14 protein-coding genes are annotated in these 20195 nt (G+C 65.7%); 4 read left to right on the top strand and 10 right to left on the bottom strand.

Annotated features, from left to right (window positions below; all coding sequences use genetic code 11):
• Positions 1–23: 23 nt before the first annotated feature.
• Positions 24–4220, bottom strand: coding sequence for a LamG-like jellyroll fold domain-containing protein (locus tag QRX50_RS00050; protein WP_285974764.1), 4197 nt, complete (start codon positions 4218–4220; stop codon positions 24–26).
• A 340-nt stretch (positions 4221–4560) separates the two neighbouring features.
• Between QRX50_RS00050 and QRX50_RS00055 the strand changes: the two genes are divergently transcribed.
• Complete coding sequence (locus tag QRX50_RS00055; RefSeq protein ID WP_285969937.1) at positions 4561–5031, top strand: hypothetical protein; 471 nt, start codon at positions 4561–4563, stop codon at positions 5029–5031.
• Here QRX50_RS00055 and QRX50_RS00060 read toward each other — a convergent pair.
• The 4 genes from QRX50_RS00060 to QRX50_RS00075 all read right to left on the bottom strand — a co-directional run bounded on the left by QRX50_RS00060 (position 5024) and on the right by QRX50_RS00075 (position 10468).
• Positions 5024–5167, bottom strand: a complete 144-nt coding sequence (locus QRX50_RS00060; protein ID WP_285969938.1) for a DNA ligase-like domain-containing protein — start codon at positions 5165–5167, stop codon at positions 5024–5026. The two genes, QRX50_RS00055 and QRX50_RS00060, sit on opposite strands and share 8 nt — an antisense overlap.
• A 2162-nt stretch (positions 5168–7329) precedes the next feature.
• The gene (locus QRX50_RS00065; RefSeq protein ID WP_285969939.1) at positions 7330–7752 is read right to left on the bottom strand and encodes a hypothetical protein; all 423 of its coding nucleotides are present in this window, start codon (positions 7750–7752) and stop codon (positions 7330–7332) included.
• A 31-nt stretch (positions 7753–7783) separates the two neighbouring features.
• On the bottom strand, positions 7784–9175 hold the full coding sequence (locus QRX50_RS00070) for an ice-binding family protein (protein ID WP_285969940.1): 1392 nt from the start codon (positions 9173–9175) through the stop codon (positions 7784–7786).
• 702 nt (positions 9176–9877) lie between these two features.
• Positions 9878–10468 (bottom strand): RNA polymerase sigma factor, encoded by a 591-nt coding sequence (locus tag QRX50_RS00075; RefSeq protein WP_285969941.1) that lies wholly within the window; start codon positions 10466–10468, stop codon positions 9878–9880.
• A gap of 778 nt (positions 10469–11246) precedes the next feature.
• On the opposite strand from QRX50_RS00075, the gene QRX50_RS00080 reads away from it, so the two are divergent.
• On the top strand, positions 11247–11456 hold the full coding sequence (locus QRX50_RS00080) for a hypothetical protein (RefSeq protein ID WP_285969942.1): 210 nt from the start codon (positions 11247–11249) through the stop codon (positions 11454–11456).
• 132 nt (positions 11457–11588) lie between these two features.
• Here the strand turns inward: QRX50_RS00080 and QRX50_RS00085 are convergent, their stop codons facing one another.
• The 4 genes from QRX50_RS00085 to QRX50_RS00100 form a co-directional block, all read right to left on the bottom strand.
• Positions 11589–12284: a GAF and ANTAR domain-containing protein gene (locus QRX50_RS00085; protein WP_285969943.1), complete on the bottom strand. Its 696-nt coding sequence runs from the start codon at positions 12282–12284 to the stop codon at positions 11589–11591.
• Between the two features lie 215 nt (positions 12285–12499).
• Complete coding sequence (locus tag QRX50_RS00090; RefSeq protein WP_285969944.1) at positions 12500–13669, bottom strand: AI-2E family transporter; 1170 nt, start codon at positions 13667–13669, stop codon at positions 12500–12502.
• A gap of 960 nt (positions 13670–14629) precedes the next feature.
• Complete coding sequence (locus QRX50_RS00095) at positions 14630–14881, bottom strand: hypothetical protein (protein ID WP_285969945.1); 252 nt, start codon at positions 14879–14881, stop codon at positions 14630–14632.
• 143 nt (positions 14882–15024) lie between these two features.
• On the bottom strand, positions 15025–15465 hold the full coding sequence (locus QRX50_RS00100; protein ID WP_285969946.1) for a hypothetical protein: 441 nt from the start codon (positions 15463–15465) through the stop codon (positions 15025–15027).
• A 1453-nt stretch (positions 15466–16918) separates the two neighbouring features.
• Between QRX50_RS00100 and QRX50_RS00110 the strand changes: the two genes are divergently transcribed.
• Positions 16919–17980, top strand: coding sequence for a substrate-binding domain-containing protein (locus tag QRX50_RS00110; protein ID WP_285969947.1), 1062 nt, complete (start codon positions 16919–16921; stop codon positions 17978–17980).
• Between the two features lie 162 nt (positions 17981–18142).
• On the opposite strand, the gene QRX50_RS00115 is transcribed toward QRX50_RS00110, so the two are convergent.
• On the bottom strand, positions 18143–18442 hold the full coding sequence (locus tag QRX50_RS00115) for an EthD family reductase (protein ID WP_285969948.1): 300 nt from the start codon (positions 18440–18442) through the stop codon (positions 18143–18145).
• A 462-nt stretch (positions 18443–18904) separates the two neighbouring features.
• Between QRX50_RS00115 and QRX50_RS00120 the strand changes: the two genes are divergently transcribed.
• Positions 18905–20191 carry an MFS transporter gene (locus QRX50_RS00120; protein ID WP_285974765.1) on the top strand — a complete coding sequence of 429 codons (1287 nt, stop codon included), beginning with the start codon at positions 18905–18907 and terminating at the stop codon, positions 20189–20191.
• Positions 20192–20195: the final 4 nt, after the last annotated feature.

Consider the following 20195-nt stretch of genomic DNA (forward strand, 5'->3'; position numbering starts at 1 on the left):
AGGCTGGAAGAATTTCGGTGTACTCAGCCCGCGAGCAATTGGCGGGGGTCGTCTTCGACTCGGTCGCTGCCGACGAGAGCCATGTCGCGAACACCTGCGTACACGCGCACGCCCGCCACATCGCCATACCATTGGTCGGAGCGTTGCCCGTTCCACACGCCCCGTCCGATGAACAGGTCACCGGTACTGGGCCGGCTGGTGATGCCCTGGCCGTTGGTCGTGCCCAGGTAGGTGTTCTGTTTCTTGCCGTTGACGTAGAAGGCCATCGTGCCGGTCGACGTGTCGTAGGTCGCCGACAGGTGAACCCATGTGTTGTCGACAGCGTCGGCGTCACTGACCGCCCACCACGCTCCAGGGTCGGTAGGCGACGAGCTGATGAGCATCGTCCACTTGGGATGTACAACACCATTCGCATCCGGCAAAGGGTGATATCCGAGCAGCTCCGCGGAGAACTGCGGATCATCCATGCCCACTACGGCTCGCCCGTTCGGGTCGATCGCGCCGTGCGCGGCCACGTCATCGGCAGTCCAGGAGTGGTAAACCCACGCTTCGACGGTGTAGGACTTTTCCGTCCGCAGGTTCGCGGGCCGGCCCGCGTCGATCTGCCCTGTCCCGGACCCGTCGAACCGCGCGGCGCACGCGTTGTCGTCCGCAGCAAGGCTCACGCCGCCGGAACCAGTACCGGTCGTCTTGCTGATCGTGTCGAAATATCGGTGGCCGTACAGCGACGCGACCTGGTCATCGGTCAGGACCTGACCCCACGCCTGGACCTGGTCGACAGAGCCCTTGAAGAAGTTCCCGACGCCGATGTTCGATCCGACGTTGAAAGCGCCCTGGGCGCTCCACACGGTGGGCAGTGTGTTCTGGCCTTCGAGCTTCCCGTTGACGTACAGCCTGACGCGCATCGTCTCCTGGTCGAAGACCCCGGTCAGCATGGTCCAGGCCCCGACTTGCGGTGCCTGGCTCCCCAATGCCCAGTGGTAGTTGTCGACGGTGTCGTCATCGGCGGTGGTCATCCCGAAGACCCACCGGTTGACGTCGGGCGAGTAGCGCAGCTGGAACGCCGCGGTGTGCTGACCGCCTTGGGTGAAGAGCGTGTAGTAGCCGTTGGCGTCGTCCAGCTTTGCCCACGCGGACACGGTGAACGATTGCGTCGTGTCCACTGCCGGTGCCGCGGTGCCGTAGCCGGTGGAACCGTCGAAGTGGACGGCGCCGGCGGCCTGGCCGCTCGTCCAGCCGTAGCCGCCGTTGAGGGTCATGGCATTGCCGAATGCGCTGGTGTCATTGGCGGTGCCGCCATTGGCGTCATCGAAGGCCCAGTTGCTTTGCAGCGACGGGACGGTGGTGCCGAGGACGTCCGTGCAGCCTTCGGCCAGCCCGTACTTTGCCAGGGGGACGGCGGCGTTGGCCAGATCGTGTGCGTCCTGCGCGGACAGCACCCGCTGCCACACTTGCACGTCGTCGACCTGACCCGCGAGGAAGTCGGTCCGGGCGCCGTTGTGCTTGGCCGCGCCGATCACCAGGTTCCCGGTGGCGCCCCAGCTCGTGATGACGTTGGTGAGCTGCTTGACGCCGTCGACGTAGAGCGTCATCGTCCCTGTCGACGCGTCATAGGTGCCGGCCACATGGGTCCAGATCCCCAGCGCAGGGGGTTTCGTCGCCTTCGCCCGGACGACGCCGGCGTTGGCCTGGTCGGCGGACAGCATGCTGAACGCCCAGGCGTTGTCGTCCTTGGAGTATTGCAGGTAGAAGCCGCTGCCCTGGTTCCCGTCCTGTGAGATGACGGTCTGGAACCCGTTGGTATTGGCCAGTTTCACCCACGCGCCCACGCTGAAGGACTTCGTCGTGTCCAGCACCGACCCGGTGGTGTTCACATAGCCGCTGGATCCGTCGAGGGTCAGCGCGCCCTTGGTGCCTTCGCTGTAGCCGGCGGTGTCCGGGTGGGTCCAGGCGTTGCCGTGGTCGTAGCCGGCGACCCAGTCGCCACCGGCGATCAGGCTCGCGGTGTGCACAGCCAGGCCATCGTTGTTGGGTGTGGTATTCGCGGCGTCGGCCAGGACCCGGCCGCCCATCTCATCCAGCGGCCACGCCCCCACCAGACCGACGGAAGGGGTGTAGGGCAGCACATGGAACGAACAAGACCCGGCGTCGAGGTTGCCGCTGGTAACGCAGGTGGCGTCCGGGCCCGGTGTCCCGGCCTTGTTCACCGCCTTGACCTTGATCAAGTTCTGGTTGCCGTTGATCGCCAACGCCGACAGGTCAGCCGTGGCGACCAGATTGCCGCTCCCATCCGTACCCTGGGTCGCCTTGACACTGGGCGAGCCCTGCGGCTGCGGCTCGGAACCGTCGGTGGTGTAGATGAAATGGTCGACGTCGTAGAACCCGGCGGTGGCCATGCCCACCGAAACACCAAAGTGCACACTGTCGTTCTGGTGATCAGGCGGCGTGCCGGTCATGGTCACCGACGGCGCCCGCGGCACCACTGAGTCCACAGTGAACTCGCAATTGCCCACCCACGGCGACGACAGCTGGCCATCGCTGACCTGCATCGACCAGTTGTAGACGCCATCCCCCGCGATCCACCCGCTGGGGACAGCCGCGAGCTGCGCGGTTGCCGCCTGGTTGGGACCCGGCGTGCCGACCGTCACGGGAGTGCCGCTGTTGTCGTGAACGTTCGTGCTGCTGCCCGCAGTACCGGCACCCACCTTGAACCCGGCCAACAGCGTGCCACCGTCCGGATCGGACACCCGCCCTGCGAGCTGCGGCGTCTTGGTGAACACCCACGGCCGGTTCGGGCCGCTGGTACACGGCAGCAAGCCGTTCTGCATCGACAGGTTCGCCGGCGGGTTCGGGTAGGAGTCGTAGTCGACCTGGAAGTACGGGTTCAGATCGAACCGGCGCCACGCAGCGGTGGTGGTCTCGTTATGAGCCGCGAGGACGAACCACGCGCTCTGCCAGTGGTTCGCCGCCGCGTCCTGCGCTGCTTTGAGTGCGTTGAATTGTCCAACCACATTCGGCGCGTCGCTGCAGTTCGCGACGTTCATGTCGGATACCCAGTAGGGCCAGCTCGGCTGCTGGTTCCAGGTCGTGCCACTGTTGGCGGGGTTCGAGATCCACAGGCCGGTCGGATCAGGATTACAGCTGTAGCTGTGCTGGATCGTGGTGTTCAGGGTTGCGGACTTGATCACCGTGCCGCCGAGGCGCGAGGTGTTCATCTGGATGTACGACCGCGATTTCGCTGCGCTGTCGTAATCCTCGTACCCAGCCTTCAGGTTTGACAGGTCACCTGTGGACGCATTCCAGTTGTGCGCGTCCGCGTGCCCGGACTGCACCACCACGTGCGACTGAATGCCGCAGGAGGTGCACCAGTTGCTTGGGTCCAGGGACACCGGGTACTTCGTGGCCGGGTCGGCGAGGAACGCTTCGTCCGGCGTGATCGTTACCTTGTCCGGCGTGAGTGTGAAGTCCATCATCGCTTCGTGGCGGCCGCCGCCTTCGCCGAGTTGCTGCTCAGCCTGGGAACCTTCACCAGACGAGTCCCACATCCTCGAGGCGTCACCGGCGAAGACGACCTGCCCGCTGGAGTCCTTGACCTCGAGACCGTCCGTGGGCGCCGATTGGGCCGGTGTGCCGCGCCCATCGCCTTCAGCCACAGAGACCGTCGCGTTGTGCGTGTACAGACCGAACGGCACATCACGCAACTGAGGATTCTTCGCCGCTTCGGGGGTCTTGATGACGAGGTTCTCGGTGTACCCCTCGGTCGCGGCCTTGACTGTCAGGTCAACCCCAGGGAGCACCTCCGGGTAGGTGGCGGTGTCTCCGGAAAGGGTCGGAGCTGGGAGGTCGCTGGTCCACTTCAGACCGACCGCCGTGCCGTCCTCTCCCGCCTGGACAATCGGCTTCGCAGCCGAGCCTGTGCCCCCGGGATTGAGACTGACGTCCACGGTGACGGCTTTGGGGCCGATGGAGCCGTCGGGTCTTCGCACCAGTGTCGTGTCGATCGGCGCCCATCCGGCGCCCTGCTTGACCCGCACGGGGTGCACGTACTCGGTCAACGTCCAGGAACCATCGGGGTTCGCGACCGTCTTCGACGTCTCCGTCGTCTCCGAGGTGACCTCGACCTGCTTGTCACCAGCCCGGGCGTACGCCGTCGCCGTCGCCTCGTCCGGCGCCACATCCGGGACGTTCGCGGCCGGCGCCGCGAGAACCGGCTGCACCATCGCCACGGAGCTCAGAACCACCGCAGCCGTCACGACAACAGCGCGCCAGCGCACACCAACAGAACGCACGAGATCCCCCTCGTCAGAAGCAACCAGCCAACCTGCTGGGCCCCCGACGAACCCGAGATCACTTTGCCAAATGGGATTACCAAAGGGAATAGACCAAGCGGCGTATTCGACGAATCGCGACCATGTGACCCAAGTCGCATTGAAGGAAGTAAGGCCGCATTTCAGGCAAAACCTACTAAATTTCCCCAAAGCGGCAATAGGCACCACTGTCGAATCTCCGCGCGTCGTCCGGAGCATCCGACGACCAACCAGACAGCGCACGGTGGTGAACGTGTGCGTGCGGGTCGCGGTCGAGGTGTTGAACCGGGCTCCAGCGGACGACAGCACCGACTTCGACCACGTTGTCGAGGGCAGCGTGGAGGTTCGATCCGGATGCCTGGTCGTGATGGGCTGCACGGATTTTGAGCCGGACGCGGTGCGTTTCGCTGTTCCGGCCGGGGCGCTGCGAGTGCGAGTGGGGAAGTCGAACCTGGAGGTCGCGGGGCGTTTGGGTATCGATTCCGACGAAGATCCCGCAACCATGGAGCACATACGAGCGCAAGTGTGGCCGGCGGCGACGGCGCCACTCCTCGTGCTCAAGCGATGGCCTGCCGCCAGGACGTACCCGGCAACCGCAGGAAGGCCCGCTGTGGTCAGCGGGGTCGTGGACACGTCACGATCGGCGTCCGGCGTCGCCGGCATCTTCGACCGAAGCTGCCTGGTGGTCGTCGCGCTGAAAAACGTCCGCAGCGTCCTCAGCTGAGCGCGGCGAAGTCCAGACGATCCTGTTGGTACGCACACAGCTCGCCGTCCAGCACCACCCGGCCCAGCGCGGCCGCCGCCTCCAGCCCCTCGGTGAGTGGCGCTGTGTTACTGGCCCCGCTCGGGGACTGTCTCACGGGTCACCTGCGGCGTCCACGTCGACCGGGGCGGCGTCGGTCGGCCCGCGCAGACCTGCCACGGGTATCCATCCCAGGGGGACGCCTGGATGGACGACGGCAAGTACCTCTGCCTGCGCTACCGGCCCGGCTCGGCACGGTCGAACCTGATGGCTTTCGCTCTGCCGCGATCCCGGGGGTGCAGGCCTCGGCTCAGTCATGCCCTAACACGTCAGCCGACGCACGGGCGCCCGGCGGCCCCAGCTGAATTGCCCAGGGGGGCCGGCGGCCAGAACTACATGGCCTTCACGCCGCGTGGTGTCGTAGGTCCAGGTCCGGAAGTCCGATTCACGGGTGTAGACGGTCGATGCCACACCCGGAAGTTCCGCAGCGGCGCGGCTGCACGATCCCACCAACCGCGGAACGCCGTTTTTCACGGCAACAGCCGGACCTCCGGAGTCACGCCCTCGACCAGGCAGCAGAACGTCGGGTGAACGACGACGTGCCGACCGCGAGCGGCACTCATAATCTCACCGGCCACGTATGAGTCGGGTTATGTGCGCGCCGTACATGATGCGGATGCCCTCAATTCCAAGATCGCGGACAGCGATCCGAAACTACTCGGAGCGATACGCTGGCGTCCTATACCATGGCCAACAATCGATCGCCGTGCCCGCGATCGCCTGGAGCAAATCTGGAGCAGACCTGCGTATTCAACCGCGATCAACCGCACCACACCGCGCGCAACTGCAACCAACGACGTCGCCCGACCAGCGGTTTCTCCATAACCGCAGGTCAGAGCCCTAAGTGCACCTCACTGGCAGTGAGGGGGTCAGGGGTTCGAGTCCCCTTAGCTCCACTCTAGGGTTGTTATTCGAACCCCTGCCCGCGTGAACGCCCTCCAGCAGGAGGGCAACACCGGAAGTTGAGAGGCCATCCGCTGAGCGGATGGCCTTTTTGCTGCTTCTGCGACCCGACTGAGTCGTCGGCACCGGCGCCTCCCGCCCAGGAACGTGTTCGTGCTGAAGGACGTGCAGCTGTCCAAAGGGGTCTTGGAGGTCGTGGTCGGCGACCCCGTCCTCTTCGATGTAGAGGCCGTGGAAGATCGCTTGATTGAGCAGACGCCGTTGCTGGTCGTTGCAGCGGCTGCAGAGCTTGTCGGAGTCTCCAGGAACTTGAGGGCGACCCGTCGGCGGCGAAGCCGCCTTCTTCGCGACGATCGGAGGTCTAGTCACCCTGCGGCTGGTACTGACAGGTCCGTAAACCTCGGCTCTGCCGTGGTCAGCCGCCGTGGGAGACAGCTCAATGATTGGGCAACAGAGCCGAGATGGTTGATACAGCGTGATTTCTCGCTGTCACATCGTCTGACCAGACAGGAGTATCGCGGGCGGGCAAGATCATGAAATCGACAGGTTTCCGGTTCCACAGATGTAGACGCAGCTTGGGAGGAACATTCTGGGGCGCTGTCGCTTCGGTGATTTCACTTACCCTGTAACGTTTTCGCACTCCGAGTCCCCACAGAGGCTTGAAGACGAGAAACTCTCCGTCCACGACCAACTTTCCGCCGACACGGTTCAGCCTGCCGGTCCTGGTAAACGGCCTGCCGGCGAACCACTCAGCCTTCGCGTCAACCGCGAGGGCGGAGGCCCGTGAAGCATGAATGACCAACTGTTCGGGCAACCGGGTGATTTGCAGCGGGCGCCAGGTCGCGCGGCTCGTGGCGACCAGCCGCAGGTCGGCGTGCGGAGCTGCGTTCCGCCACGCGCGCAGCAGGACCTCGAGCCTGGTGGAGTTCAGGAATCGGACCTCGGACAGTCCACCACGAGACGCCGGGGCCGTCGAGCTATGCCGTCTCCAGTGCTTCTCTCATCGTGGGCGCGGTGTGCTGATCCACGACACCGTCCACGACGAGAACCAGCGTCCGTCCAGTTTGCACCACCGTGACGTTCAAGGTCGAGCGGCGGCGCACCGGGGCGGTGACTTCTCAGCCGCGATGTCGTCAGGCGCCTGGGTGGCACCACTGCCGGCGCTCCGGCGCTGCCTGGCGCAAGTCTGCCGCCACGGTGCGAACCCCGGTCTTCGTTCGTGCCCGGCGGTTCCAGGTTCGCGACCGCTGCCGTACACGCGAGGGCACGAGGACAGGCGCCCTGCTACGAGATTCCGGACGGCCGGCCCCTCAGCGCTCACCAGAGCGTGTGATGTGTGACCGTAGCGTGGATGTCGCCCATGCCGGCGCCGATGAGTCCGGAGTAGGGCACCCCTTCCTGATCGACCGCGAGAATGCGAACGGTGAACAGCGGGGCGACAGCACCAGTGACGTCGACGACATTGGCATGGCTCGCGAGCTCGAAGACGCAGCGAATCGCAGCCATGGTCTCCTTAAGATCGGGATCGCACTCAGGCGACAAACCTTCGATCCGAACGTCGAGCTCACGATGATCCGGAGCGACGTCGACACACACCGCTGCCCGCTCCGGAAACTGTCCTTGTGCTCGAAGCTCACCTACTTCATGTACGAGATGACCGGCGACGGCGGACAATGAGGGGCCGATTTCGAGATGGTCCGCACCGGTGATGCACAGCGCCGACCGAAAGATATCGATCATGTGATCGCCTTCTCGAGTAGAGTCGTCCGTCTCATTCGGACTGACGCCGGAACTTGCGGGCGCGCAGGACGAAGAGAAGCAATCCACCAAGGGCGATGAGGAGGAATCCGAGGCCGACCAGGGGACCAAGCAGCGGGCTGGCGCCGGTGCTGGCGAGGTTCGAGGGCCCGGTGGGATAGTCCGGGAACCCTCGACCGCTGCCGTTTGAGCCGCTGTCGGTCCAGCTCGCACCGAGGCCACTCGAGCTGGTCGTCGTCTCCGCGCTGCTGTCGGAAGAGCCCGTGCCCGTCGTCGTGGTTGTCGAACTGCTAGTTGTGCCCGAATCGCTCGTCGTCGTCGGGCTCGTCGTGTCCGAATCGCTCGTCGACGTCGGACTCGTCGTGTCCGAATCGCTCGTCGTCGTCGTCGGGCTCGTCGTGTCCGAATCGCTCGTCGACGTGGTCGGGCTCGTTGTATCCGAATCGCTCGTCGTCGTCGTCGGGCTCGTCGTGTCCGAATCGCTCGTCGTCGTCGTCGGGCTCGTCGTATCCGAATCGCTCGTCGTCGTCGTCGTCGTCGGGCTCGTCGTATCCGAATCGCTCGTCGTCGTCGGACTCGTCGTGTCGGTGTCACCGGTGGTCGTGGTGGTGGGCGTCGTGGAGCTGGTCGTGTCGGTGGTGGGTGTGGTGGTGTCGCAGTCGGGTGTGGTGAACGTGTTGTCGTCCAGGGACACCTGGCCGTTGCGCGCCAGTGCGCGACCGGCGACCACCGTGCCGGTGGTCACCGTGATCGAGGTCAGCGCCATGATCGTGCCGACGAAGTTCGAGGTCGTGCCGAGCGTTGCCGAGCTGCCGACCTGCCAGTACACGTGACACGCCTGGGCACCGTTGACGAGGTTGACGTCGCTGGCCGAGGCCGTGATCAGCGTGGACGCCACCTGAAAGATCCACACGGTGTTCGGGTCGCCTTGGCCGTCCAGGGTCAGGGTTCCGCTGAGTGAGAGCGGGCCCGTGGAGTTGTAGACCCCGCCGGTCAGCGTCTGACCGACCAGATCGTCGGCGACGCTCGCGGTCGGCGCGCGTCCGGCAGCGTCGTTGTAAGCGGTGACGAGATCAGACTGGGCCTGAGCGGCCGCGGCATCCGCCGCGTGTGTGGCACCCGCCGCGGTACCGGGCGGGAAACCGGTGATCGCGGTTCCCGGACTGACTCCGAGATCCCCGCTCAACGTGCTGGGACCCGTGTTGGTCACGGTCTGCCCACCCAGCACGGAGTAGGACTCGGCCGTGCCCAGCCCGACCGGCGCTTCCGCGGCGGACGCCTCTGGCGCGGGCAGGGCTCCCACCAGAAGCAGGACGCTCACCACCACACCGAGACCCCCGGCCGCGCACCAACGCGCACGGCGTGATCCTCGAACCGAGCTTATTCTGGCGGGATCGCCGTCCATTCGCCTTGCCTTCCGTCGATTCGACATTCGAGTCCGGCAAGGTCTGGGCCGAGAGAACTTTCCCACGCACAGAACACGTAGCAGCGAATTGAAGAAGTACGCCCCACCGGCTGCGGAAAGACTTCCGCAAAACGGTCACCACGTGGGTGAAACGCTAAACCCGCCGCAACGGTCATCACCAGGTCACTGAACGATGTTCACTCGAACGTGGAGCTAAATGTTCACTCGAACGAGAATTTTGTAACCCGGTGCGACGCGCGAGAGCGTGGAACTCGTGAACTCCGCAGCCGGCCACCGACGTCGTCGCCGACGCACGAACTCACCGTCCGAACTGCCGACCGACGATCAACACGAGGACCTGCATTGCCTCAGGTCACCACCGTACCGACCAACGGCGAGGCCTGGAACAACTGGGTCTTCGCCTGGCGGTCCGCGATGAGGTCCGCCTCAAGCTGCGCCGCATCGATATGGCACTGCTTGCTGCGCCCGCCGAAACAGTGGGGTTGAGGACCGGCGGACGCGTTCGAAGGTGCCACGCTACCCGGTGCGCCGACGCGTTCGTCCGTTGACGAGCCGGGACGATGCTGGCGGCGACGGTGTTGAACGCGGCGTCGGTCTGGAAGATGAAGACCGCGCCGGGGTCGCCTTCGCCGTCGAGGGAGAGTGCCCACCAGCGCGACGAACGTTTCAACGAGACGACACCTACGGGAGAGCACGGGGAGCGTTGGCAGTGAAATGGTCGGCGTTGACCCTTTCCTTGCAGAACCTTCGGCGCAGCTCCTTCCGCGCACGATAAGCCAAGGCGTCAGCACCGTTGGGAGTGGTTTTCAGCGTGTCGCACACGGCACGCTTGCACTGGCGGTTGATGGTTGTCATGTGCAGTACTTCGCGATAGCGAGGGCACAGCTGGCTGAATGCCCTGAGAGCGATTGTCAGAATCAATGAATCCTGCACGCATGATTCGCGGTGGTCCCAGAAGTTTTCGTCGGGTGGCGCTGACCACAAGTGCTCGACCAGCGCCCTCTCTCTTTCCTCTGCTCGGGCACTGGAAGCCACTTCATTGCGGATAACGGTATTCAAGTATGCGGCGAACGTGATGTCACTAGGACCCGCCCCCCTGATCAAGGCCATGAGCGTCTTCTCGAAAGCTTGAGATACCAACTCATCGGCGTTCGACAAATTGAAGGTGCATCTGCGGGCAATCTGGTTCGCGCCGGCCAAGTGCAGCTCGAACAGCTGTCCGTAATGAGAGATCTCACCCAAGCGGACGAGATCGGTGAGCTCGGCGGTCATGAATGGCTCGCCTTCACCTGGTCTGGGGTTGCTATGGTTTCGGGCGTGAATGTGATGCCGTCGCGCTGGTGGAGATCAGCCAAGGGAGCGAGCGGAAAAACCGGCCCGGGCGGACATCGTGCCGGCGCCGGCAAGGCCCTGGCTGGAGCGGTAAAGCCGTTGGTCTCCACGGGAACCCGGGCGTCGTGGGCTGACGTGTGACCCGCAGCCACGGACGCTGCGCCCACCAGGATCGAATCCCGTGTCGCCACAGTGCCTTTGCGCGAGGTGCCGCAGCGCGCAGGTGGGGTTGTTTACGCCGCCCAGCAGGGGCCGCTCAGCCAGCTGCCCGACGCCGTTCGCGGTCGACGCACTGCCAGCGGTGTCGTCACGAGCGGTCAGGACATCCGAAAGCAACTGCGCGACCAAAGCATCCCGGGCGGATGCGGTGCCAGCCGTGGCCCCCTGCAGGAGTTCGGTGATCGTCGTGCCCTGACCGGCCCTGGCGATCGTGTGTGCGCCCGGCCACGGACGGCGTCGCCACGCCCGGCCTCGTCCGACACCCGCCCGCCGCACGCCGCGCCGGTTGCGAATCGGGATGGTGCTACCAGGATTGCCGTCCAATGTGCTACCCCTCGCCGATGGAGTATTCGAACCGGCGAGGTTCTGGGCCGGATAACCGGAAGATCGCCTCATTACGGGAGCCGGGTGAGTCGCCCCGAAAAAGGTCACGGCTAACTGAGTAAACAGTAGACACTCGGCGCCGACAACGCCAAGTAACCCCAAGATGTACGCCCAAATGGACTACAAGTCTGGTTATTTGGATTTTTGTCACTGCAAGCAGGCCGCGAACGCCGACACCGGCCACGGCATACGGCTCCGCGGCCCGACGCCCCGACGCCCCGACGAAGACCTCGACGGCATCGTCGTGTCCAAATTCGACTATCGCCCTGCCATTCCCCGCACACGGTCTGCGAACTCGGCCCCCGACGAACTCGCGTCGCACTGACCGCAAAACGCTCGCTGTGACTGCGACTGCAGTGAAGGAGCTTTGCGGTGGCGGTCGGCTGACTGCTTAACCGGCCCCACCTCGACCGCGGGTTCCCGCTGACGGGAGCTGTTATGCCTCCGGCGTGGCCAGTCAGAGGTCGCGGCGGTGTTCGACGAGCCAGGTGGCGACCTGGTGCAGTTTTATGTTGGTGTTCTGGGACGTCTCGACGAGCATGTGGAAGGCTTGGACGTCGTCGAGGTCGTGGCGTTGCATGAGGATGCCCTTGGCCATGCCGATGACGTCACGGGTTTCGATCGCGGCGTGCAGCTGGGCTTCGGTCTGCGCGCCGACGAGTGCGATCGCGGCGTGGGCGGCGAACACCTGCCCGTCCTGCTCGGTCTGGTCGTTGAACGCGCCGACCTGGGTGGAATAGAGGTTGAGGGCACCGAGGGTGGTGTGAGTGATGAACAGCCGGTAGGACAGCATCGAGCGGATGCCGGTCTCCGCGGCTTCGGGCGCGAAGGCCGGCCAGCGACGTTCGCCGAGCAGGTTGCCGGTGCAGTAGACGTGGTGTTCGGCGATCGCGTCGAGACACGGCCCCTGGCCGGTGTGGTACTGGATTTCGTCGACCGTGACCACGGCCTCGCCGGTGGGGGCGACAGTCCGGATCCGGCCATTCTCGACCAGTGAGATCCCCGCCTGCTCAGCGCCGTCAACGTGATCCACAGCAGCCTTGACGATCGCGGCGAGGGTCCGGTCGACGTCCGGCTCGGACTGCAGGGTGCGCGCGATCGCACCGAGCACGCTGCTCAGGCTCTCACGCTGGGGGTCGTCGGACTGGGGCATGACGTCTCCTCCTACGCCGGTCGAGCAAGAACGAGGTCCTAGCGGACTCGTCGCGATGATGCGGGAAAAGCGGGGCGGGGCGCGCCGCGGGGTCTCAGCGGCAGGCCCTGACCTGGCAGGGTATTCGGTGGAGCGCGTACGTGGGGTCATCGAGGCGTGCGAAGTGTGTCTTGGTGGCGCGTGCGACCAGTGGAACGGCGCGGCTTGACCTCCCCCTACGCCGAGGTTTGCCGCCCCGAAGAGTCCTCGGGGCCAGCGCTCGGGCCGTCGGTCGCCGTGGTCGCGGCATCGGCTTGCGGCGGGGCGGCGAAGTTGCGCAGGGCCGAGCTGAGCACCGCGAGCAGTGGGACCGCGAGCAGGGCTCCAACGATGCCCGCGGTGACGAGCCCTGTGGCCAGGGCGAGGACCACGGCCAGGGGGTGCAGGCGTACGACGCGGCCGAGCAGAAACGGCTGCAGCACATGGCTTTCCAGCTGCATCACACCGATTACGATGGCGAGCACGATGATGGCCGGGAGGACCCCGCCGGTCACCAGCGCCACGAGTACCGCGACCGCGCCGGCGACCACGGAGCCGACCACCGGGACGAATGCGCCGACGAACACCAGCGCGGCCAGGGGCGCGGCCAGCGGCACGCCGACGATGAGCAAGCCGACACCGACACCGATGGCGTCCACGACCGCCACAGCTGCAGTGCCGCGAATGTAGCCGGCCAGTGTGCTGAACCCGGCGTGCCCCGCCAGGTCCACCCGATGCCGCACCCGAACAGGGACGGCACGGATCGTGAACGACCAGATCCTCCCGCCTTGGGCCAGGAAGAAGATCAAGCAGAACACCATCAGCAGGAACTCGGTGACCAGCTCGCCGACTGTGACGGCGGTGGACAGCGCGCCGGAGGCGATGGCCGACTGGTTCTCGCTCAGTGTGGTGGTCAGCTGGTTCAGCATCCCGTCGATCTGACCCTGGCTCACGTGCAGTGGCCCGGTGCGTAACCAGGTACGCAACTCGTCCACGGTGCGCAGGATCTGGTCGATCAGCTCGGGCATGCCCGCGGTGACCGTGATGACCACGAAGGTGACCACCCCGCCCACCACAGCCAGACCACCGATCAGCACCACCGCGGTGGCTACCCCGCGGGGGACTTTCTTCCGGGCCAGCCAGGAGACAGTCGGTGCGAGCAGCGCGGCGAGCAGCAGTGCCACCGCGACCGGTACCAGCACCGTGGCCAGCTTGACCGCGACGTACCCGATCAACGCCAGGCCACCGGCGACGATCAGCAGGCGACCGAAGACGGCAGCCCCGACACGTAGCCCATAGGGCACCGCCGCGCGTACCTCCGCGGCAGTCCGCACACCGTGCTGGGACTCGGTTTCATCGCTTTTCATGGGGCACCCGACCTTTCCTTGGCCCGGTTGCCGGGCCCCGTCCCCGCGCGTGCCGGACACAATGGCCGCGCCGGCGGGTATGTTGTCGACCCATTCGGTGCGTTCTCAACTGGGGAACCCTCGAAGGCGCGGGCCTGCCCGGCTCACGCCTCGGGCCGGTGCTTGAAGCGCGGCAACCCTGAACGCGCTGACCGCCCACACCAGGCCTTCGACGGCGCTCAGTGCAAACCACCTCCGGACCGACTTTTCGGAGTGCATCCGCCGTACACCCCGACCGGCCTCCCGCACCTCGGGACTCGTCCATCAGGGGGACATACCCGATATGAGCCTCTTCCGAACACGACGGGCAGCGGCACCAGCCCGGCGCGGTCAAGCAGGCCCACCACGTTCCGTCCGGCTCGTGGTGGTAGTTCGGGCATTGCCAACCGGGTAACTGCCCTGGTCGACAGCGCACCGTCGCGGCCGGCGGTGATGCGGCCGGCCGATGAGCCGATCAGTTCTTCCCCGGTTGTCGTGGTCGCGAGTTGGGCGGACGCGGTGAAGGTCGACCGAGCGAAATACGATGAGTCCGAGGCAGCAGCGGGTGGCAACAACGAGCTTTCGGCACACGCCAAGTCGGATGCCGCGAGCGGGCGTCGCCGGGTCTCGCTGTCGGTCGGGCGAAGACCAGGTGACCTGATCTTCCTGTGATCGCGGGCGCCGTGGTCACTTTGTGTTCACCGGCGGCGATGAACCCGGCCGTCAATCCGGTCGAGATGGTGATCTACCAGCAGTTCGGGAAGATCCCGACCGCGTCCACCTGGGTGTGGAGGTGCTTGCAGGGATCGGAAGCTGGATCGGCATCGCCGTCGGGTCCGCACTGGCGTTGTATTTCAAGCGAGTACGGCTAGGGCTGCACCTTACGACGGCCGGAACCTGTGCAGCACGGCGCGGGCCAGTTGGCCGCCATGCTCGCCGCGATCAACCCAATCCTCCACCGGTGCGGAACGACTGATCAATCAGCGAGGTGTCGGTGGTCATACCGCGCTGCGAGGCGTCGCAGCCGTCGAAGGTACTGGCCGCGGAACCGGCGCTGTGTGGTCTCAACTCGAACGAAGTCGGGGTCAGCAAAAGCCTCGTAGCAGGAGTTCTCTGCGCGAGGGCCTCTTTCTCCGGCCGTCCGCTTGGAAGGTTGATGGCCCACTCGGTCTTCGGCGTGTCAAGCTCCCGCACCGCCCGTCCACCATGCCCACGCCTCCCCGTATGCGGCAGCAGCGATTGGGACGCGCTCGAACCCCACCTGCGAGCGGGGTGATGTGACCAGTGCCGGTGGTCCTCACCGTGCCGAGGCGAGTGTGCGCTTGGTGATCCCCCTGTCAGCGGCGGCCGGTGGCCAGGATGACGAGGAACTGCCCGCCGCCCGCCTCGATGCCGGCGGTCACCGGCAGCCCTGGCACCAGCCGGGAGAACCGGTCCACCAGCCAATCCGCCGCCTGTTGTGCGTCCTGCTTGGTCGGACAACGGGCCACCATCTCGCGGCCCCCCTTGCGCTCGAGTCTTCCGGCAACGGTGATCAGCGGCGCTGGTTCGACCACGTGCAGACGTTCCGGCCAGCCGATGACGACCTTGACCGCGCCTTTGCGGGTGTTGCATCCGCGGTGCGCGAGCCGCTCGGCGACCTTGGCCTTCCGGTCAGCGGTCCGGCTGTCGACGCTCGGCCCCCGCGGGTCGTTGACCGACATGTCAGGGTCGACCGTTTCGTCACACACCCAGCACCGCCAGCCGTCGCGCTCGGCCACATCATCGAGGAGACTCACCCGAGCAAGCTAACCTGCCAGGCCGCCGGCCGGCGCACCGCTCCCACGCAAGCGCCACCAGCCCTCCGTGGTCACCAGGCGACGACTTCCTCGTTGTCGACGCCCTCGCGGCGTGATGCGGCGCTTCCTCAGCGTGTCCGCAGAGGCTTTAGGCGAAATAAGTGAGGCGGGGCAATGGACCGACAGTGCGGACACCGTGGCAGGACCCACGAAGACCGGGAACCACAGAGCTAGAGTCGGTTGATGCCGATCCCGATCGTCGATCCCCGAGTGACGCTTCCATTCTTGTCGAGGCGTTCACGCTGTCGCGCTCTTCTTCTCTGTCATTCTCAATGACCTTTCCCAGCGTCGGGAAAGCCCGCGTGCCGTACTCAGCGCGGACGGTCTTGACGAGCCACCGGGCGCGCGCGACCCGGTGCATAGCGTCCTCTCGCCGCCTCGTCTGCGGCAATACGGCATCGAGCACGCTCTCGCCGTCGACCTTCTCGTCGGCGTCCGGCTCCGAATCTCGAAACTCGCAGCCCTTTGTCGTCGGGGCGGTCACTCTGACCGCTCGCAGCAAGTCGGGTCCTACCTTCGACCTACCCGATTGGGAGAAGCGGCCCGACCGCGTCGAACGCCGCCTTGCCGAACTCACCAGAAGACAGAGGATCCGCCACGTTCAGCGCAAGGGTCCCCCGCTCGCGAAGATCAGCAGCCGCTGAACAGGGCGCAGTACATCTTGCGGGGCGCCGTGGAGTGCCAGATGTCGAGTGCCGAGCAGAAGCCCGAGGATCGAGAGATGACCGCAGGCGCCACAAGCGGAGATACCCAGGCTGGCACTCCGAGGCGAAGTGCGAGGCTGAGGACATTGCCGAAGTCAAACAGGAAAGTGAGGCCTATGACGGTGCCCATGATCACGGTGACGACTTGAAGGACCGAAGCTCCTGATTGATTGGACGTAGCCTTGGGCCGGCTCATCGAGGGTCACCTGTTTCGACACGTGGGCATCCGTGGGGGCCTCGGGTGGGGATGCCGTGTTCGCGCAGCTTGTTCAGGACAGCTGTTGGGTTTGATCTTCATCGAGTTGCCGGGCACGCCGAGGCCGCTCCCGCTCGGCTGGCAGCCGCTGGGGTGCGGCGAGGCCGGGGAGCTTCTTCCAGAGCCGCTCCAGGGCTCTGACCTGGTCTTTCGGGTTGCAATAAGCTCCCCTGAGGTCCACAGTGACGAAACACCGCCCACCAGATCGAAAGATCTAGGCAGAGCGGTTTTTCGACTCGTCAACGTTCAATTTTTGCCCATCCCGGCAGCGCCGGACCGGCGGCAACCACAACGCCATCGACTGCCGGCTGGTACCTCCCTCGCCCGAGGGCATCCAGTTCGGAGGAGTCGGGGGGAATATCGCCGCCGTCGCCAGGGTTCGAACGGCCATGGACGTTCCGGAGGAATGCGTCGGTCCGGGATCGGCGCAGTGATGTCCGAGCGGCAGGCGCCTTTCAGGGTGGGGCTGGTCGTCCCGCTGCAGGGGCCTGCGGCGATCTATGGGGCGTCCAGCGTGTTGTGTTCCAGGCTGGCGGCCGAGGAAATCAACGATGCAGGCGGTGTGCTCGCCCGTCCGGTGCAGCTGAGGGTCATCGACGGCGGGGCGGGCGCGGATCGGGTCGCGTCCGAGGTAGATCGACTGATCACCGCCGGACAGATAGACGCTGTGGTGGGTTGGCATCTCTCCGCGGTGCGCCAGCGGCTGGCTCCCCGCGTACGAGGGCGGGTTCCGTATGTCTATACCGCCCTCTATGAAGGTGGCGAGTCAACGCCCGGGGTGTTCGCGATCGGTGAGACCCCCGAAATCCAGCTGCTTCCTGCCCTGACCTGGATGGCCGACGAGATCGGCGTGCGGCGATGGTTCGTGATCGGCAACAACTACGCATGGCCGCACCGCTCCACCGCGCTCGCCCGACAGTTCTTCCGGGACCATCACAAGGTGCGGGTCGACGGCGCCGCGTTCGTGGACCTCGGTACGTCGGCCTTCAGTGCCGTCCTGCGACAGATCGAGCACAGTGACTGCGACGGGGTACTGATGTTCCTGGTCGGGCGTGACTCGGTCGAGTTCAATCAGCAGTTCGCCCGCCGCGGCCTGCAAGACCAATGCGCCAGGTTCTCGACACTCATGGACGAGAACATGCTCCAAGAGATAGGTGCCTCGTCGGCACAGGACGTGTTCGTCGCCTCAGGCTATTTCGAAGCGTTGCCCACGGCCGAGAGTCTCCAGTTCGGCGCCCGTTACGTCCGCCGGTTCGGTCCCGAGGCTCCGGTGCTCAACGCGCCCGGCGAATCCTGCTACGAAGGACTGTGGATGCTGGCCGAGCTGGTGAACCGGAACGGCTCCAGCAACGTCGATCAGCTGCGCGCGACTGCCGAGCATTCTCGCTACCACGGCCCCCGGGGCAACATCCTTGTCGATCGTGCACGGACCGAGCAGACCGTCTATCTGGCGACCGCGGACCACACAGGCTTCGACATCCTGGCCAGCATCTGACGATTCGCGCCCGACTCAGCTGCAGTCCACGGGCTGAGCAACGCCGGTACCCGCGGATTACCAACCTCGGCGAGCATGCCGGCGCGGGCTTGACGTCCAGTTGATCTTCTGTCCTGATTCCTCCGCAGTGAAAGCGGCGAGTCCCCCCTCTTGAACCACGGCTCAGGCCAGCGGGTAATGGATCATCTCGACGCCGCCGGTGGCGTAGTTCGGTACGTCGCCGGCCACGGCTGTGCCCGCTGCGGACCCGAGTGCGGCGACCATGGCCTGAGCTGATTCGAAGTCGCCGTGGAAGACCGCGAAGTACGGGCTTTCGTCGCCGAGTCCGGCCACGTCCAGCGAGTAGTCCGAGTGGATCAGGCCGGGGAGTTTCGCGGCCAAAGGCAGGTGCGTGTTGACGTAGTATTCACGGAAGTGCTCCGGGTCCACCGGCGGGCGGTAGAGCACAGTGAGACGGTGCATCGGAGTCCTTTCTCGACAGTTCACATGGGATCGGCCATCTTGCGGCCGACGAGCTGCACGACCCGAAGGCATGGAGCAGAGATCCTCGCGTCCAGGTTGCCCTGCCTCCGATGACTCGGAGGAAACCGGACAACGTGGTCGGCGCGATTCCAGGTACAGCATCTCGAATTTCGCGGTCGCGCACGAGGATCTTCAATTTGCCGCTCGTGTCGCAACTGCCTCTCAACCGGCGGTCGGTAACCGGTGTCGAACGGCTCCCCGGAGTCGACGAGCGGGCAGCCGGGTCTCGCGATTGCGCGTGCTGCAACCGAATTCCCTGTGCCTGTAGCGTGTTGCCGGCCCGCTGTCGGCGGTCACCGACAGCGCTCGTTGTGCTACGGTCGAGAAGATTGGGGACTGTCCGTGTCAAGGGAGACCAGCGTGTCCGGTGATCGCGTGCTCGCCAAAGTGGCGGTGCGGATCATGCCGTTCCTGGCGCTGCTGTACTTCGTGAACTACCTGGACCGGGTGAACATCGGCTTCGCCGGCCCCAACGGGATGAACAAAGCCCTCGGCTTGACGTCCACGGCGTTCGGGTTCGTCTCCGGCATCTTCTTCCTCGGCTACCTGATCCTCGAAGTGCCGAGCAACCTCGCGTTGCACCGGTTCGGCGCCCGGCGCTGGCTGGCGCGGATCATGATCACCTGGGGTGTCCTCGCGACGGTGCTGGCCTTCGTGCCCAACGCGACCACGCTGATCATCCTGCGATTCCTGCTCGGCGTCGCCGAAGCCGGCTTCTTTCCCGGCATCATCCTGTACCTGACGTATTGGTTCCCCGCCGCGCAGCGTGCGAAGGCCGTGGCGCTGTTCATGGTCGCCGTGCCGGTCTCCTCCGCCATCGGCTCCACGATCTCCAGCCTTCTGATCGTCGGCGGCCACGGGCTGTTCGGCCTGGAAGGCTGGCGGTTCATGTTCCTGGTCGAGGGTGTTCCGGCGATCCTGCTGGCCTTCGCGACCTGGTTCTGGCTCACCGACAAGCCCGAGAAAGCGAAGTGGCTCACCGCGGACGAACGGCGGTGGCTCGTCACCGAGCTGGAAAACGAACGGAAAGCGACCGTCGCCGAGCACCACTGGCCGCTGAAGAAGGCACTCACCCACCCGCGGATCCTCGCGCTGGCGTTCGTGTACTTCGCCATCGCCTACGGGTTGTACGCGCTCGGATTCTTCCTGCCGACGATCATCGCCGGGTTCGGCACGGAGTTCGGCACGAAGCTGACCGTGGTCCAGTCCGGGCTGGTCAACGCGATCCCGTACGTGATCGGCGCGGCGGTGATGGTGTTCTGGGCACGCCACGGCGACCGCACAGGCGAGCGCAAATGGCACGTGGCGCTGCCGATGCTGATCGGCGGGGTCGCGATCCCGATCGCGCTGTACCTCGGCAACCCCTACGCCGCGATGGTCGCCGTGACGATCTGCGCCGCCGGCGTGTGCTGCGCGCTGCCGACGTTCTGGGCGCTGCCCTCGAACTTCCTCGCCGGAGCCGCCGCCGCGGGAGGCATCGCACTGATCAACTCCCTGGGCAACATCTCCGGCTTCGCGGCGCCGTACATCACCGGCTGGCTGCGCGACCTGACCGGCACCCAGCGCACGGGCTTGTGGGTCGTCGGCGCCTGCATGGTCGCCGGCGCGATCGTCACCATCGCGCTGGGCGTCCGGCCACGTGAGTCAGCGGTGCTGGAGCGGCACATCAGCTCCACAAAGGAGTCGTAGGAAG

This window comes from Amycolatopsis sp. 2-15, assembly GCF_030285625.1.
In the GTDB taxonomy this organism is placed as follows: Bacteria; Actinomycetota; Actinomycetes; order Mycobacteriales; family Pseudonocardiaceae; genus Amycolatopsis; species Amycolatopsis carbonis.